Source organism: Cedecea sp., assembly GCF_036500665.1.
Classification (GTDB): Bacteria; Pseudomonadota; Gammaproteobacteria; order Enterobacterales; family Enterobacteriaceae; genus Cedecea.
This window is the reverse complement of the sequence record NZ_DASYBS010000050.1, coordinates 1-16152: the sequence shown is the minus strand read 5'-3', so window position 1 is coordinate 16152 and position 16152 is coordinate 1. Positions and strand designations below refer to the sequence as shown.

At 54.9% G+C, this 16152-nt stretch carries 13 protein-coding genes; 5 read left to right on the top strand and 8 right to left on the bottom strand.

The genetic code is table 11. The features are described from left to right. Positions 1-5: 5 nt before the first annotated feature. Positions 6-1133, bottom strand: a complete 1128-nt coding sequence (gene tgt, locus VGM55_RS07735) for a tRNA guanosine(34) transglycosylase Tgt (RefSeq protein ID WP_331635147.1) — start codon at positions 1131-1133, stop codon at positions 6-8. Between the two features lie 178 nt (positions 1134-1311). Continuing rightward, positions 1312-2427, bottom strand: a complete 1116-nt coding sequence (gene queA, locus VGM55_RS07730) for a tRNA preQ1(34) S-adenosylmethionine ribosyltransferase-isomerase QueA (protein WP_154185372.1) — start codon at positions 2425-2427, stop codon at positions 1312-1314. A gap of 114 nt (positions 2428-2541) precedes the next feature. Between queA and acpH the strand changes: the two genes are divergently transcribed. Both acpH and VGM55_RS07720 read left to right on the top strand, forming a co-directional pair. Further along, on the top strand, positions 2542-3123 hold the full coding sequence (gene acpH / locus VGM55_RS07725) for an ACP phosphodiesterase (protein WP_154185373.1): 582 nt from the start codon (positions 2542-2544) through the stop codon (positions 3121-3123). Positions 3124-3323: 200 nt separating this feature from the next. Beyond that, positions 3324-3926, top strand: a complete 603-nt coding sequence (locus tag VGM55_RS07720; protein ID WP_126357339.1) for a peroxiredoxin C — start codon at positions 3324-3326, stop codon at positions 3924-3926. 57 nt (positions 3927-3983) lie between these two features. Here VGM55_RS07720 and malZ read toward each other — a convergent pair whose 3' ends face one another. The 3 genes from malZ to brnQ form a co-directional block, all read right to left on the bottom strand. Beyond that, positions 3984-5801 (bottom strand): maltodextrin glucosidase, encoded by a 1818-nt coding sequence (malZ, locus tag VGM55_RS07715; RefSeq protein ID WP_154185374.1) that lies wholly within the window; start codon positions 5799-5801, stop codon positions 3984-3986. A gap of 259 nt (positions 5802-6060) precedes the next feature. Next, complete coding sequence (proY, locus tag VGM55_RS07710; RefSeq protein ID WP_154185375.1) at positions 6061-7419, bottom strand: proline-specific permease ProY; 1359 nt, start codon at positions 7417-7419, stop codon at positions 6061-6063. A gap of 71 nt (positions 7420-7490) precedes the next feature. After that, complete coding sequence (brnQ, locus tag VGM55_RS07705; protein WP_154185376.1) at positions 7491-8810, bottom strand: branched-chain amino acid transporter carrier protein BrnQ; 1320 nt, start codon at positions 8808-8810, stop codon at positions 7491-7493. A 272-nt stretch (positions 8811-9082) separates the two neighbouring features. Between brnQ and VGM55_RS07700 the strand changes: the two genes are divergently transcribed. After that, positions 9083-9238 carry a hypothetical protein gene (locus VGM55_RS07700; protein WP_154185377.1) on the top strand — a complete coding sequence of 52 codons (156 nt, stop codon included), beginning with the start codon at positions 9083-9085 and terminating at the stop codon, positions 9236-9238. On the opposite strand, the gene phoR is transcribed toward VGM55_RS07700, so the two are convergent. From phoR to VGM55_RS07685, 3 genes are read right to left on the bottom strand one after another with little or no spacing between them, the layout of a single operon-like run. Then, entirely contained in the window at positions 9235-10542 is a 1308-nt protein-coding gene (gene phoR, locus VGM55_RS07695) for a phosphate regulon sensor histidine kinase PhoR (RefSeq protein WP_331635143.1), read from the bottom strand. The two genes, VGM55_RS07700 and phoR, sit on opposite strands and share 4 nt — an antisense overlap. Before the next feature lie 22 nt (positions 10543-10564). After that, entirely contained in the window at positions 10565-11254 is a 690-nt protein-coding gene (gene phoB / locus VGM55_RS07690) for a phosphate response regulator transcription factor PhoB (protein WP_154185378.1), read from the bottom strand. Between the two features lie 3 nt (positions 11255-11257). Then, the gene (locus VGM55_RS07685) at positions 11258-11428 is read right to left on the bottom strand and encodes a hypothetical protein (protein WP_331635142.1); all 171 of its coding nucleotides are present in this window, start codon (positions 11426-11428) and stop codon (positions 11258-11260) included. Positions 11429-11453: 25 nt separating this feature from the next. Here VGM55_RS07685 and sbcD point away from each other — a divergent pair, with 25 nt between their 5' ends. Both sbcD and sbcC read left to right on the top strand, forming a co-directional pair. After that, on the top strand, positions 11454-12671 hold the full coding sequence (gene sbcD / locus VGM55_RS07680) for an exonuclease subunit SbcD (RefSeq protein ID WP_154185379.1): 1218 nt from the start codon (positions 11454-11456) through the stop codon (positions 12669-12671). Then, a complete protein-coding gene (gene sbcC, locus VGM55_RS07675) occupies positions 12668-15823 on the top strand; it encodes an exonuclease subunit SbcC (RefSeq protein ID WP_331635141.1) in 3156 nt (1051 codons plus the stop codon). Before sbcD ends, sbcC begins: the two co-directional genes overlap by 4 nt. The last annotated feature ends 329 nt before the right edge of the window (positions 15824-16152 follow it).

Here is a 16152-nt window from a genome sequence, read left to right as displayed (position 1 = left end):
TTAAATTAATCAACGTTCAAAGGTGGAACTGGCTTACCTGTCCGCTCGTAAAAATCCGTCACGAAGTGCTCTAATTTACCCTCTTCAATGGCCTTGCGTAAACCAGCCATTAAACGCTGATAATAGCGCAGGTTATGAATGGTATTCAGACGGGCGCCCAGTATTTCGTTGCAACGGTCAAGATGATGCAAGTAGGCACGTGAATAATTGCGACACGTATAGCAATCACACTCTGCATCCAGCGGTGCAGTATCATCCTTATGCTTAGCATTGCGGATTTTTACCACGCCGTCCGTCACAAACAGGTGACCGTTACGCGCATTACGAGTAGGCATGACGCAATCGAACATATCGATACCGCGACGTACCCCTTCAACCAGGTCTTCCGGTTTACCTACGCCCATCAGGTAACGTGGTTTGTCGGCAGGAATTTGCGGGCAAACATGCTCCAGAATACGGTGCATATCTTCCTTCGGCTCTCCTACCGCCAGGCCGCCGACAGCGTAGCCATCAAAGCCAATCTCTACCAGACCTTTTACCGAGATATCGCGTAAATCTTCGTAAACACTGCCCTGAATAATACCGAACAGCGCATTTTTATTCCCAAGAGAATCAAAGCGATCGCGGCTACGTTGCGCCCAACGCAGCGACATTTCCATAGAACGCTTCGCGTAATCCCAGTCAGCCGGGTACGGCGTACATTCGTCGAAGATCATGACGATGTCAGAACCGAGGTCGTACTGAATTTCCATGGATTTTTCAGGATCGAGGAAAATTGGGTCGCCGTTGATCGGATTGCGGAAGTGGACGCCTGCTTCCGTTATCTTACGGATATCGCCAAGGCTGAACACCTGGAAACCACCTGAATCCGTTAAGATTGGTCCCTTCCACTGCATAAAGTCATGCAGGTCCCCGTGCAGCTTCATGATTTCCTGGCCAGGACGAAGCCATAAATGGAAGGTATTCCCCAGAATAATCTGCGCGCCTGTGGCTTCAACTTCTTCTGGCGTCATCCCTTTTACCGTACCGTAGGTGCCCACCGGCATAAAGGCCGGGGTTTCGACGGTGCCACGCTCAAAGACGAGGCGGCCGCGACGGGCACGGCCGTCGGTGGTATCTAATTCAAATTTCACATTTCCTCCAGCACCAGAGAAACAGTCTGGTGAGTCAATTAACGCCGTGGGCGGTGCTCGCGGCGGAATATTTAGGGGCAGGTTTGACCCTCACCCCAACCCTCTCCCTGGAAAGGAGAGGGAGAAAAAATAAGACCTGCATCGTCCCGTCTCCCTCGAGGAGAGAGGTTGCCCTTTGTTATTCCCTCTCCCCCTTTGGGGAAAGGGTCAGGGTGAGGGGAGATGACTCCCCCGGGCGCTCGTTAATTGCCTGCGGGTTACAGGTAATAAACATCGCATCGCCGTAGCTAAAGAAGCGGTATTCCGCCTTCACCGCCTCGTGATAGGCGTGCATCGTGTTTTTATACCCGGCAAATGCGGAGACCAGCATGATCAACGTAGACTCCGGCAGGTGGAAGTTCGTCACCAGCGCGTCGATAACGTTGTACTGATAGCCAGGATAGATAAAGATTTGCGTATCGCCGAAGAAGGGCTCGATGAGGTCATTTTTAGCGGCCTGAGCGGCACTTTCCAGCGAGCGTACCGACGTCGTGCCTACCGCAATCACGCGGTTACCGCGCGCCTTACAGGCCGACACCGCGTCGACAACATCCTGCGGTACTTCAGCATACTCAGAGTGCATGATGTGGTCTTCAATGCTGTCCACGCGTACCGGCTGGAAGGTCCCTGCGCCCACGTGCAGCGTGACAAACGCCATCTCTATGCCTTTATTACGCAGTTTTTCCAGCAGCGGCTCGTCAAAATGCAGACCCGCCGTCGGCGCGGCTACGGCACCGGGTTTCTGGCTGTAAACCGTTTGATAAAGCTCACGGTCTGATTCTTCATCAGGGCGATCGATATACGGCGGCAGCGGCATATGGCCGATGCTGTTCAGGATATCCAGCACGCCGCGTTCGTCGTTAAACTCGACTTCAAACAGCGCGTCGTGGCGAGCAACCATGGTGGCGTGTACGCTTTCATCATCGCCCAGCAGCAGTGCTGCTCCTGGTTTAGGTGCTTTTGAAGCGCGAATATGTGCCAGAATGCGTTTATCATCAAGCATACGCTCGACCAACACTTCAATTTTACCGCCGCTGGCTTTACGGCCAAACAGACGAGCCGGGATAACCCGGGTGTTATTGAAGACCAGCAGGTCGCCGGGGTTGAGCTTGTCGAGCAGATCGGTGAAAGTGCCATGCGTGAGTGCGCCCGTCGGCCCGTCCAAAGACAGCAAACGGCAGCTGCTGCGCTCGGCTTGCGGATAATGAGCAATCAGGGATTCAGGCAATTCAAAGGAAAAATCAGCAACACGCATGGTATAGCACTCAGACTTAAAAACAGGCGGCTTAGTCTAGTGGCAGGGGGCTTTCCCTGCAACACGTTTACCCCGCTCAGGCCGTTTTAAAGCCATAAATGGAATAACTATTCGATGAATTTTCTCGCCCACCTGCATCTTGCTCATCTGGCCCAAAGTTCACTGCTGGGAAATTTGCTGGCGGATTTCGTGCGCGGCAGCCCGGACGACAGCTTTTCGCCCGAGGTCGTGGCCGGTATTTATATGCACCGCCGGGTTGATTCTCTGACGGACGGCCTGCCGGAAGTGGCCCTTGCGCGCGGCTGGTTTAGCCCAAAAACGCGGCGCGTTTCGCCCATTTCGCTGGATGTCATGTGGGATCACTTTCTGTCCCGCCACTGGGCAACCGTCTGCCCTGATATCGAGCTTGAAGATTTTATCGCCTACGCCCGAGGGCAAATCGAGCCCAGGCTGGACGACATGCCGCCGCGTTTCATTAACCTTAATAACTATTTATGGCGTGAACGCTGGCTGGAGCGTTACCGTGAGATGAGCTTTATTTCTAATGTTCTCAACGGCATGGCAAGCCGTAGACCCAAACTCGATGCTTTGCGAGACTCGTGGCACGACCTTGACACTCATTATGACAAGCTGGAGGAGCTATTCTGGCAGTTTTACCCCCGCATGATGGTGATGGCAGAACAAAAAAATTTGTGATCGTTCTCGGTTCACGTTACAACATCTTGCCCTTTTATAAAAAAGGGCTATCTTGGTTACCGGCATCGCTCTAATCGAGTTTTTGATAGCCAAAACCTATCTGATCGATTGGCAAGATGCCATTGAGCTACATGGAATGGAGCCCCTATACTCCCCCCGTTGCGTTAACATTCACTTTAACAAAATTAACAGGAGTACATATGGTCCTGGTTACTCGTCCAGCCCCTGACTTTACCGCTGCTGCCGTTCTGGGCAATGGCGAAATCGTTGAAAACTTCAACTTCAAAAAACACACCAACGGTAAAGCCACCGTTGTGTTCTTCTGGCCAATGGACTTCACCTTCGTTTGCCCGTCTGAACTGATTGCGTTCGACAAGCGTTACGAAGAATTCCAGAAACGTGGCGTAGAAGTCGTTGGTGTATCTTTTGACTCCGAGTTCGTTCACAACGCATGGCGTAAAACCCCGGTTGATAAAGGCGGCATCGGCGAAGTGAAATACGCGATGGTTGCTGACATCAAACGTGAAATCCAAAAAGCTTACGGTATCGAACATCCGGACGCTGGCGTTGCGCTGCGCGGCTCCTTCCTGATCGACAAAGCCGGTATCGTTCGCCACCAGGTCGTTAACGACCTGCCGCTGGGCCGTAACATCGATGAAATGCTGCGTATGGTTGACGCGCTGCAGTTCCACGAAGAGCACGGCGAAGTGTGCCCGGCTCAGTGGGAAAAAGGGAAAGAAGGCATGAACGCGTCTCCGGATGGCGTTGCTAAGTACCTGAGCGAGAACGTTGCTAAGCTGTAATCGCTAAGCAAGTTTGAAGAAAAGGCCGCGAATGCGGCCTTTTTTGTTTTTTGCTGCCTACACGCTCCGCCATACGGCAGCAGAAACCGCGGGCAGCGCCAGTTCTCGGCTATCAAGCACGGCTTCGCCTTCGAGCTGCGTCCAGGCCCTGCCGCTCAGCAGGGCATCCCATGGCAGCGCGACCCTTACTGTACTACCGCGATTTATTGCCACCAGCACGCGCTCGTTTTGATAAACACGAACAAACACCACGACATCGTTTTCCGCATAGATAACCCGGCAACCTCCCTGGCGTAGCGCCCGGCTTTGCTTACGCAGTTTGCCAAGCCGTTGATAAAGTGCCAGCAGTTCTAAATCCTGATCCTGCTTGTTCCACGGGAAGGGCCTGCGGCAGAAAGGATCGTTGTTTCCATCCAGACCGACCTCATCACCATAGTAGATGCACGGAACACCGGGCCAGCCATAAAGCCAAATGACAGCCAGCGGCAGCCGCGCAACGTCTTTACCGAGAATCGACTTAAAACGGGCGGTGTCGTGACTGTCGAGCTGGTTAAACATGCGCAGCTGCTGCTGATGGGAAAGCGCCGAACGATACTCTTCCATCCACGCCATACAGGTTTGCGCATCAATATGCTGAGGATCATAAGAGATGTCGGTGTTTGCCAAAAAACCCCAAAGCGGGAAAGTAAAACCGCGATAGTTCATTGCGGCATCTTCGGCATCCGCCTGCAGCCACTGGCGAGCATCGCCAAAATGCTCACCCAGGACGTAAGCATCCGGTTTTGTCTCTTTCGCCGCGCGAGTGATACCGCCGACATGCAGAAGGTTATTTTTTGCTCCGCCGGCTTCGCCCAGCATATGCACAACGTCCAGCCGCCAGCCGTCAATGCCCCATGGCTCGCGCAGCCAGTAACGCACAATACTTTGCTCGCTGCGGTAAATTTCGTCTACCAGCGTAGCCGAACGGTAGTCTAGCTTGGGCAAACTTGAATAACCCAGCCAGTCCAGCGCCAACCCCTGGTCCGAGAAGCTGTACCATTCACGCCACGGAGACTGTGGGTTATGGCAGGCTCCATTGTCGCTCTGCTGATGTCGGTCAAACCACGCGTGCGTATCACCGCTGTGGTTAAAAACCCCATCCAGCATCAGCTTCATACCCTGCTTGCGCGTATTTTCTCTTAACCGCAGAAAAGCGGCGTCTCCGCCAAACTGTTCGTCAACCTGGCGGTAGTCCTGAGTATCGTATTTATGCACGCTCGGTGCGGTAAAAATCGGGTTCAGGTAAAGCGCGGTAACGCCAAGCTTTGTCAGGTAGGGCAGCTTCTCGCTGATGCCATCCAGATCGCCACCGTAAAACGTTGATCCTCCGGCTTCACCATTAAGCGGCTCATCCCATGTCCGCCGCACAATCTCGTGTCCTGCCGCATGATGAAAGTAAACACTATCCTGTTCCGGTCGGCGGTTTTCTCCTCGGGCAAAACGGTCCGGGAAGATCTGGTAAAACACCTGATCCTGCACCCAATCAGGGCCGGTATCCGGCGTATCAAAAGCAAACTGCTCAAGCCGGGCCGGCGGCGTTGCACGAAATCCCTGGGGCGTGAACCAGCGCTGCCTGTCCAGCCAGAGCAGTTTAAAAGTGTAGCGGCGGCGTGGCTGGCCTTCAGAAGTGTCAATCGTCCCCTTCCAGGCGACGACGCCCTCGAGAGGAGGAGTCTTCTGCCGCACCATCACCAATGAAATTTCTTCGTTATCCTTTTCGCCACGCAGAACGACTTTCTCCGGTAACGCCTCGCCCGCAAGCCATAACGTAATGATCAAGCTTTGTTCACGCGTCTGAACAAACGGCGCCACCGGAAGGTGCCAGGCATTCAACATAGTAACTTTCCCATCGCTTAAAAATGACGCCACCTTGCCATAGCATAAGGGTTTATCACTCATCATTCCGGGTTAATTTGGGGGAGGATGGGAGGGGCGGAGATAGGAATAATTTGCCCCCTCCCCCCGGCCCTCTCCCCAAAGGGGCGACGGGGAAAAACGAGAGAGAGGATAGCGCTATTTATCCCCTCTCCCTTTCAGGGAGAGGGTTAGGGTGAGGGTAAAAATCAGAAGCAACGTTCCGCGACTAAACTGGCAACTACTGCGCGTTAACCCGGCGCTTAACAATCCAGCCGATAAGCAGCAGCGCAATCCAGCCGCAACCCACGTACAGTGAAATGCGGGTTTCCGGGTGGTAGCCAATCAGCGCAATGATAAACACGAGGAACACCAGGCCAATCACTGTCGTGATAACGCCGCCGGGAACAGGGAACTTCAGCGCTTTCGCCTCTTCCGGCGACAGGCGGCGACGGAAGGCAATCTGCGACAGCAGGATCATTATCCACACCCACACGGTGGCAAAGGTCGCCAGCGACGCAATCACCAGGAAGACGTTTTCCGGCATGATGTAGTTAAGGTAAACCGCCAGCAGCAGCGCACAGGCCATCACGACGACCGTGACCCACGGAATCCCATTGCGAGAGGTTTTAGCAAACACCTTAGGCGCGCTGCCCTGCTCAGCCATACCATGCAACATACGGCCTACGCCGAACACATCGCTGTTAATTGCCGAGAGAGAAGCGGTGATAACCACAAAGTTCAGAATACCGGCCGCCGCAGTGATGCCCATATGCTGGAACGTCATCACAAACGGGCTGCCTTCGGTGCCCACGTGGTTCCAAGGATAGATAGACATGATGACAAACAGTGTCCCCACATAGAACACCAAAATACGCAGCGGTACGGAGTTGATGGCGCGTGGAATGGACTTCTGCGGATCTTTCGCTTCCCCCGCGGTGATGCCGATAATCTCAATCCCACCGTAGGCAAACATCACCATTTGCAGCGACATAATCATACCGAGCCAGCCGTTGCTGAAGAAGCCGCCGTTGCTCCATAGATTATGGATACCGGTCGCCTGACCACCGTTACCAATGCCCCAGACAATAATGCCGATCCCGGCAATAATCATGATGATAATGGTGGCAACCTTGAAGAAGGAGAACCAGAACTCCAGCTCGCCGAACACCTTAACGCTCATCAGGTTAATGGCACAGATGATCAGCACCACGCTCAACACCCACACCCAATGTGGCACCGCTGGGAACCAGACGCTCATATAAATCCCGAACGCGGTCACGTCGGCAATGGCGACAATCAAAATCTCGAAGCAGTATGTCCAGCCGGTAATGTAGCCGGCCAGCGGCCCAAGGTTGTCCTGGGCATAACGGGAAAACGAGCTGGCAGCCGGGTTGTGCACCGACATTTCGCCCAGCGCACGCATGATGATATAGGCCGCCACGCCGCCGATAATATACGCCAGCAGCACGCTTGGCCCCGCCATCTTAATGGCGTCCGCCGACCCGTAAAACAGTCCAGTGCCAATCGCCGACCCCAGCGCCATAAATCGAATGTGCCGGGTGCTCAAACCGCGCTTGAGCTTGTTGGTGTTTTCCATTAATCCAGTACCACGCTTTACAATAAAAAAACCACGGAGAGCGACTCCGTGGTTACATAGCAATCAACACGTTAGTGGGCGGCGGAGGTAACCTGGCGCCCTGCTGCACGATCCCAGACAGCGGTAATAACTATCATTGCCACGGTAGGCAGCAGCCAGGCCAGCCCCTGATCGGCCAGCGGCAGATGCGCGGCCCAAGCTGGCAGCATATCGCTAATTGCCGAAGCCTTGATGCCATCAATAATACCAAACAGCAGGCTTATCAGCATCGCCGGCGCAATAACGCGGGTGGAATTATGCCACCACGGGCGGGTAAAGCTCAGCACCACCAGTGCGATACAAGGCGGGTAGATTGCCGTCAGCACCGGGATAGAAATCTGAATCAGATGGCTCAGGCCCAGGTTGGACACCACCATCGAGAACAGGCCGAGGATAAACACCAGAGAGCGATAAGAGAGCGGCAGATACTGGCTAAAGAACTCCGCACAGGCGCAGGTCAGGCCAACTGCGGTCACCAGGCAGGCCAGGAAAATCAGCGCCGCGAGGAAGAAGCTACCGGCACCGCCAAAGGTGTGGGCCACATAAGCATGCAGAATAGCCGCGCCGTTTGCATTCTGGCTGACCAGGTTCGCACTGTCGGAACCGAGATGGAACAGCGCCAGGTAGATAATCGTCAGGCCAATACCGGCAATCAGGCCAGCCCAGATAGTGTAGCGGGTCAGCAGGCGAGACTCCGTCACGCCGCGAGAGCGTGCGGCGTTAACGATAACAATACCGAACACCAGCGAAGCCAGGGTATCCATCGTCAGGTAGCCGTTAACAAACCCGTTAGAGAAGGCTGCATTCTGGTAAGCCTCGGTCGCCGTGCTCAGGCCACCGGCTGGCCACAGGAGCGCGCCGGCAGACAGGATCAGCAGCGCGATGATTTTCACCGGCGCCAGTACGTGGCCTACGGTATCCAGCAGCTTGCCAGGATAAAGAGAGATACCAATCACCAACGCGAAGTACACCAGGCTATAGATAAACAGCGGCATATCACCCATACCGGTCAGCGGGGCAATTCCCACTTCAAAGGAGACGGTGGTGGTACGCGGCGTGGCAAACAGCGGCCCAACGGCCAGATAGCAAACGGTCGCCAGCAAGATACCGGCGCGGCGGCCAATCGGCGAGCTGAGGCTATCAATGCCGCCGCCCACGCGCGCGATCGCCACGATAGTCAGAACGGGTAGACCGACCGCGGTCACCAGGAAGCCAAGCGCCGCCGTCCAGACGTGTTCGCCAGCCTGTAAGCCAACCATAGGGGGAAAAATAATATTGCCCGCGCCCACAAACAGCGCAAAGGTCATAAAGCCCAATGCGATGATGTCACGAGATTTTAAATGATAGGTCATAAAATAATGCAGCCTGTGGATGTGTGGTGTTGAAAAAATTCAAATTTTTCACCGTCAGTTGTTCCAATCAACATTCGGTAAAAACGCGGTTATTACCGGTAACGACAGCGGAATATGCTTCTCCAGATCGGTGGCGAAGAATAGTTAGTCGAATTACCACGCAATTTCAGTCGGTCTGGTAATAACAGGGGGCAATTAAAACGCTTATAGCGTTTGAAGGCAAGAAGGGATCGGGAAACCAGAAAGATATCCTTTTAAAATACGGATAACCAGTGAATAAAGTTGATTATGCGCTTTTGTTATGGCTTATCATTCGGACAAAAAAGCATCAATTCGATATTCAGCACTTAACGAGTGGTGGAAATACAAACAAAAAAGGCCAGAAAACTGGCCTGTGGAAAGTGAAATTGACGGCAGGGGCAAATTAATGTGCCGCCACCGCAGCATCATGGGCAATTAATCGCTCAGGGAGGATAAATGAGAACGTTGCCCCCTGCCCCGGCTGGCTTTCAATGTCCAGTCGCGCATCATGATGGCTGAGAGCATGTTTCACAATTGCCAGCCCAAGCCCGCTTCCTCCCGTTTGGCGCGAGCGGGCTTTGTCCACCCGGTAGAAACGCTCGGTCAGGCGCGGAATATGCTCGGCAGAAATCCCGGTCCCGGTATCTTTAACGCTAAACGCCGCGCCGTGAGGCAAACGCCTCCAGGTAACGGTGATATGCGTTCCTGCAGGCGTATGGTTTACAGCGTTGTAGACCAGGTTGGAAATGGCGCTGCGCAGTTGCTCTTCATTACCGTAAACCTGTAGCCCTGACTCAACGTTAAAAGTGAGCGTATGCTTTTGCTGGCTTAGCGTCTGCGCTTCGCGCTCAACGACCCGCAGCATAAGCGGGACGTCGATTTTCTCGTTCATTGAAATCGCCGGTGCCGCTTCAATTCTCGACAAGGTTAGCAACTGTTTGACCAGCCCTTCCATACGTGACGTTTGTTCACGCATGGTATGCAACGCCTTATCCTTGAGCGGCCCTTCCAGCGCCTGATCCTGCATCATTTCCAGATACCCCTGCAATACGGTTAGCGGGGTACGCAATTCATGACTGACGTTGGCAAAGAAGTTTCGTCTGGCCCCTTCAAGCTGGTGCATCTGGGTAACATCCCGCGCGACCATCAGCCACTGCCCGTCGGCATAAGGCATAACGCGAAATTCAAGGTGGCGCCCGCTGTTCAATACCAGCGTAAGCGGGCGAGTAAACTGCTGCTTTGCGACGTATTGCGTGAATTCAGGGTAGCGCAGGAGGTTGAGGATATTTTGGCCATTATCATCCGGCCAGCGCAGGCCAAGCAGCTGCTGAGCCAGGCCGTTACACCAAAAAATGGTGCCTTCTTCGGTGGTCAACACCACCGCGTCGGGCAGGGATTCCGCTCCACTGCGAAAACGTTTGATCAGATTACCTAACTCTTTACGGCGTTTTTTATTGCGCAACTGCATCTGGTGCAGCCCGTAAAGCAGCGGTTCCCAGCTCCCGCTCCCCGGAGGAGGCGTCATGCTGCGATCAACCCATAGCCACCAGGAGAGACGGAGCAAGTTCCAGAAATGCCAGCTCAACAGGGAAGTCACTGCCGCCAGTAGAAACCACGGCAGATGGCCAAAAATCAATCCGAGAATAGCCGCCGGTAAACAACAGAGCATGAGCTCCAGTACCAGCCTTTTCCATGACAGCCGTTCCAGCACGCGTCACGCTCCTGTAAGCATCTTAAAAACGGGTTGAAAAACGATAACCCGTGCCGCGAACTGTTTGCACCATTTTGTCATGACCACTTGTTTCCAAAGCTTTGCGCAGGCGGCGAATATGCACGTCTACGGTACGGTCCTCAACGTAAACGTTAGTCCCCCACACGTTATTAAGTAGCTGTTCACGGCTGTAAACGCGCTCCGGGTGAGTCATAAAGAAGTGTAACAGCTTAAATTCGGTTGGCCCCATGTCGAGCGGCTCTTCACCGGTCATCACGCGGTGTGAGGACGGGTCAAGGCTGAGGCCCTGCATCTCTATCACCTCTTCCACCGCCATCGGTGAAATACGGCGCATTACCGCTTTAATACGCGCAACCAGCTCCTTTGGCGAAAACGGCTTGGTGATGTAGTCATCGGCACCGACCTCAAGACCGCGGACGCGATCTTCTTCTTCGCCACGCGCGGTTAACATCATCACCGGGATCTCGCGGGTCAATGCTTCGCGCTTAAGGTGCTTGATGAACTGGATCCCGGAGCCGCCTGGCAGCATCCAGTCCAGCAGGATCAGATCGGGGAAAGGTTCAATCAGCAGGTTAACCGCGCTGTCATAATCTTCCGCCTCTACCGACTGGAAGCCATTTTGCTCGAGCACAAAGCTCACCATTTCACGAATCGGAGCTTCATCTTCTACGACTAAAATGCGTCTCGCCATGATTTACCCTGTTGAAAAGAGACCATCTCTTATTAATTGTGCGCCAGTATGCGTCAGATTTGTGACAGATTTATGAAAAAGATTACGGCCAGATATTTCACCTTTTTGAATTATGACAGCCACAGATTTTTGCTGACGGTTACGCTTCTGACTCAATAGCTTATAATCGGTCATTCGCCTCTTTGCCATGGGACAGGTTATGCGCATTCTCCACACATCAGACTGGCACCTCGGCCAAAACTTCTATACCAAAAGCCGGGCGTCTGAACACCAGGCCTTTCTCGACTGGCTGCTAAACGCCGCGCTTGAGCATCAGGTGGACGCGATTATTGTCGCGGGGGACATCTTTGATACCGGCTCGCCGCCGAGCTACGCCCGCGAAATGTATAACCGCTTTGTGGTACAGCTGCAGGCCACCGGCTGCCAGCTTGTGGTGCTGGCGGGTAACCACGATTCCGTTGCCACACTTAACGAATCCCGCGAGCTGCTGGCCTGCCTGAATACCCGGGTGATTGCCAGCGCCCGCCACCAAAAAGACGAGCAGGCGCTGGTCCTTAATCAAAAAGACGGCACGCCTGGCGCTATCCTGTGCCCTATTCCGTTCCTTCGCCCACGCGACATTCAAAGCAGCCAGGCCGGGCTGTCCGGCCATGAAAAACAGCGCTCCTTAATGGAAGCCATCAGCGAACATTATCAGCACTGCTATGAGGCTGCCGTTGCCCTGCGAGGTGACAGACCGCTGCCGATTGTCGCCACCGGGCACCTGACCACCGTTGGCGTAACGAAATCCGACGCGGTTCGCGACATTTATATCGGCACGCTGGACGCTTTCCCGGCGCAGCACTTCCCGCCCGCCGACTACATCGCGCTCGGGCATATTCATCGCGCACAGAAAATCGGCGGTAGCGAGCATATTCGCTACAGCGGCTCGCCGATTCCGCTGAGCTTCGACGAAACCGGCAAAGCAAAAAGCGTGTTTCTCGTCGAGTTTAGCGGCGCTGCGCTGGCCAGCGTCGAACCGCTGGAGGTCCCCATCAGCCAGCCACTGGCCATCGTCAAAGGCTCGCTGCGCGAAATTGAGCAGAAGCTTGAGCAGTGGCGAAACGCGCCGACTGAACCGAAAGTCTGGTTGGATATCGAAATCGCCACCGATGAATATCTGCACGACATGCAGCGCCAGGTACAGGCGCTGACCGACGATTTACCGGTTGAAGTCGTCCTGCTTCGCCGCAGCCGCGAACAGCGCGAACGGGTGATTGCCAGCCAGCATAAAGAGACGCTGAGCGAGTTAAGCGTTGAAGAGGTTTTTGAGCGGCGGCTGAGTCAGGAAGGAACCAGCGAGGAACGCGCCGCCAGGCTAAGAACGCTGTTTGCCCAAACCCTTTCAGATTTGCACCAGCAGGAGGACCAGGCATGAAGATCCTCAGCCTGCGGTTAAAAAACATCAACTCCCTGAAAGGCGAGTGGAAAATTGATTTCACCCAGGAGCCTTTCGCCAGCAACGGGCTGTTTGCCATCACCGGCCCGACGGGCGCGGGAAAAACTACCCTATTGGACGCTATTTGCCTGGCGCTTTACCACAAGACGCCTCGCCTCAGCACCGTTTCGCAGTCGCAAAACGACCTGATGACCCGGGACACCGCAGAGTGCCTGGCAGAAGTCGAATTTGAAGTCAAAGGCGTTGGCTACCGGGCGTTCTGGAGCCAGAACCGCGCCCGTAACGCGGCAAACGGCAACCTCCAGGCACCGCGCGTAGAGCTGGCCCAAATCAGCGACGGCCAAATCCTCGCCGATAAAATTAAAGACAAGCTTGAGATTGTCGCCTCGCTGACCGGGCTGGACTACGATCGCTTCACCCGCTCGATGATGCTCTCCCAGGGGCAGTTTGCCGCCTTTTTAAACGCCGATGCCAACGACCGCGCCTCGCTGCTTGAAGAGCTGACCGGCACGGAGATTTACGGCACCGTTTCCGCCGCAGTGTTTGAAAATCATAAGCAAATCAAAAGCCGCTTTGAAAACCTGCTGGCTCAGGCTTCAGGTGTTGCACTATTGAATGAAGAGCAGCAACAGCAGCTTACGGAAAGTTTGCAGGCGCTCACTCTGGAAGAGAAAAAGCTGTCCGGGGAACACCAACAGCAGCAGCAACATCAGCACTGGCTCAGCCAGCTCGCCCGGCTCACCACCGACAAAGCCCAAAAGCAGCAGGCGCTGGACGCAGCCAATCAGTCGCTCAAAGCCGCAGAGCCGATGCTGGCGAAGCTGACCCGCGCCTTGCCTGCCGAAAAACTGCGCCCTCACTGGCAGCGACTGCAGGAAAAGCAGCAGACGTTAAGGCAAAACGGCGAAGCCGCAGAGAAAGTGAATACCCGCTTACAGCAGCTCACCGTTCGTCGCCAGCAAACCCGTCTGTTAGCCGCCGAACAGGCTCAAAAGCTTCAGTCGGAAGCACAGCATGTACAGGAATGGCTCGCGGCCAATGACCGCTATCGCCTGTGGGGCGCAGAGCTGACGGGCTGGCGCATGGCGTTTACCCAGCAGCAGCGCGACGAAAAACAGCTGACTGAGCTAAAGCAGGCGCGAGAAGCCAGCCGGCAAAAACTACAGGCGCTGCCGGAGCCAAAGCTTAGCCTTTCTCCTGATGAAGTAAGTGCTCATTTACAGCGAATGCTGGCAACCCGGCCTGCTCGCCAGCTGTTGGCCACTTTGCAGCCGCAGTTTGCCACGCTTGAGAAACGCAAAACCGAGCAACAGCGCGAGCTTGCCGAGCTGGATAAACTGATTGCCGGGCGTGATGCTGAACTAAAACAGAAAAGAACCGAGTTCGCCGCTAAACGACAGGAATTGCTGGATGTAAAAACAATCTGTGAGCAAGAAAATCATATTATTCGCCTGAATGATGAGCGAGAGCGCCTGCAACAAGATCAACCTTGCCCGCTGTGCGGCTCAACGTCACATCCAGCAGTTGCAGAATATACGGCTCTGCAACCGAGGGAGAACCAAAAACGGCTGGCTCAAGTTGAAGAGGATGTTTCCACCCTGTCCAAACTTGGGGCTGCGCTAAAAGCGCAATGGGAATCACTGTGCCAGCAGCGCGAAAAACTGGCACAGTCCAGCGCCGCCATTGAGGCAGAAGAAACTTCACTGTCCGCCCGCTGGCAGCAGCAGTGCGCAGAACTAGGTATCGCTTTAACGCCGCAGGACGATCTCACCGCCTGGCTTGAAGAGCAGGAACAGCGTGAACAGCAGCTGCGCCAGCTAGGTGAACGCCAGACGCTGGAGGCGCAATATCAGCGCGACAGCCAGCAACATGAAAAGTTGAACGCAGACTTTGTGGCGCAGCGCGCTTCGCTACAAGCGGTACTGGAGCAGGCAGGTCTTCAGCGACCTGAGCCGGGCGAAGAGCAAACCTGGCTTGAGACTCGCCAACAGGAATCTCAGCAATGGCAGCACCAGCAGGACAAACTGCCCCAGCTTCGCCAGCAGCTCTCCGCTCTCGACATGTTGCTCTCAACCCTTGCAGACGATGGCTCCACCCCACCGCTGCTGGATGAACACGAGCACCAGGCAGCGCTGCAAAACTGGCAGGCATTGCATAACGATTGCAACCTGCTTGAAGGGCAGCGCCAGTCCCTGCAACAGCAACTGAAGCAAAGCGAAGAAGAAAGTACTGCGGCGCAGACTCAGTTCAGGAATGCGCTTTCGGCCAGCCAGTTCAGCGATGAAGCCGATTTCTGCAGCGCCCTGCTGGAAGAAACCGAGCGCCTTGGGCTGGAACAGCGTAAACAGCATCTGGAGCGCCAGCAGCAACAGCAGGTCACTCTGCTGGAACAGGCTGAAAATGCGCTGGCTCAGCACTTATCGGCACGGCCAGAAAATCTGCATGAAGAAACAGACCCTGGCGCGCTGGAGGCGCAAATCTCAGCGCTTGCCCTCCAGCTGCGTGAAAATGCTTCACAGCAAGGGCAAATCGTCCAACAGCTTCGCCACGACGAGGAAAACCGGGTTCGCCAGCAAACGCTGATGCTGGAGATAAAAGCCTGTGAAGCGCAGGTGGAAGACTGGGGTTATCTCAACGCGCTTATCGGCTCCAAAGAAGGGGATAAATTCCGTAAGTTCGCCCAAGGACTGACGCTGGATAACCTCGTATGGCTGGCAAACAATCAGCTTAATCGCCTGCACGGCCGCTACCTGCTCCAGCGTAAAGATAACGAAGCGCTTGAGTTACAGGTGGTTGATACCTGGCAGGCTGACGCGGTGCGGGATACCCGCACGCTCTCCGGCGGCGAAAGCTTCCTGGTGAGTCTGGCGCTGGCGCTGGCGTTGTCCGACCTTGTCAGCCACAAAACGCGCATTGACTCGCTGTTTCTTGACGAAGGCTTTGGCACCCTGGACGCACAAACGCTGGATACCGCGCTCGACGCGCTGGATACGCTGAACGCCAGCGGCAAAACCATCGGCGTCATCAGCCACGTTGAGGCGATGAAAGAGCGGATCCCGGTGCAAATTAAGGTGAAGAAGATCAACGGCCTGGGCGTGAGCCGACTGGATAAGGTTTTTGCGGTGGATTGACCTTTATCCTGGCTCACTCCCAGGGAAGTGTCTGGTAGTCACAAATACGCTTATGAAGGATCGGCTAAAGTTCCGTTCACTTCCAGCCCTGTTTTATATGCAGCCACCGAACCGGTGAACGACTCGGGGAAGTCACCGTCACTTCAAGACTTACAGCCACGCCCTTGTTCCCGGCTCTCATCGCCCCAGGTTATGACCCAACTCAGGCGGGGTTGAGCTGCCGGGAGCAGCGAAAGAGAGCGATCGTCGGGAACGAATCGCGAACGACCCCGACTGTTTGGGTGATAGCCGGTGGGTTTACCGCTTCAGCGGCGATGAGCTCGCCGGGC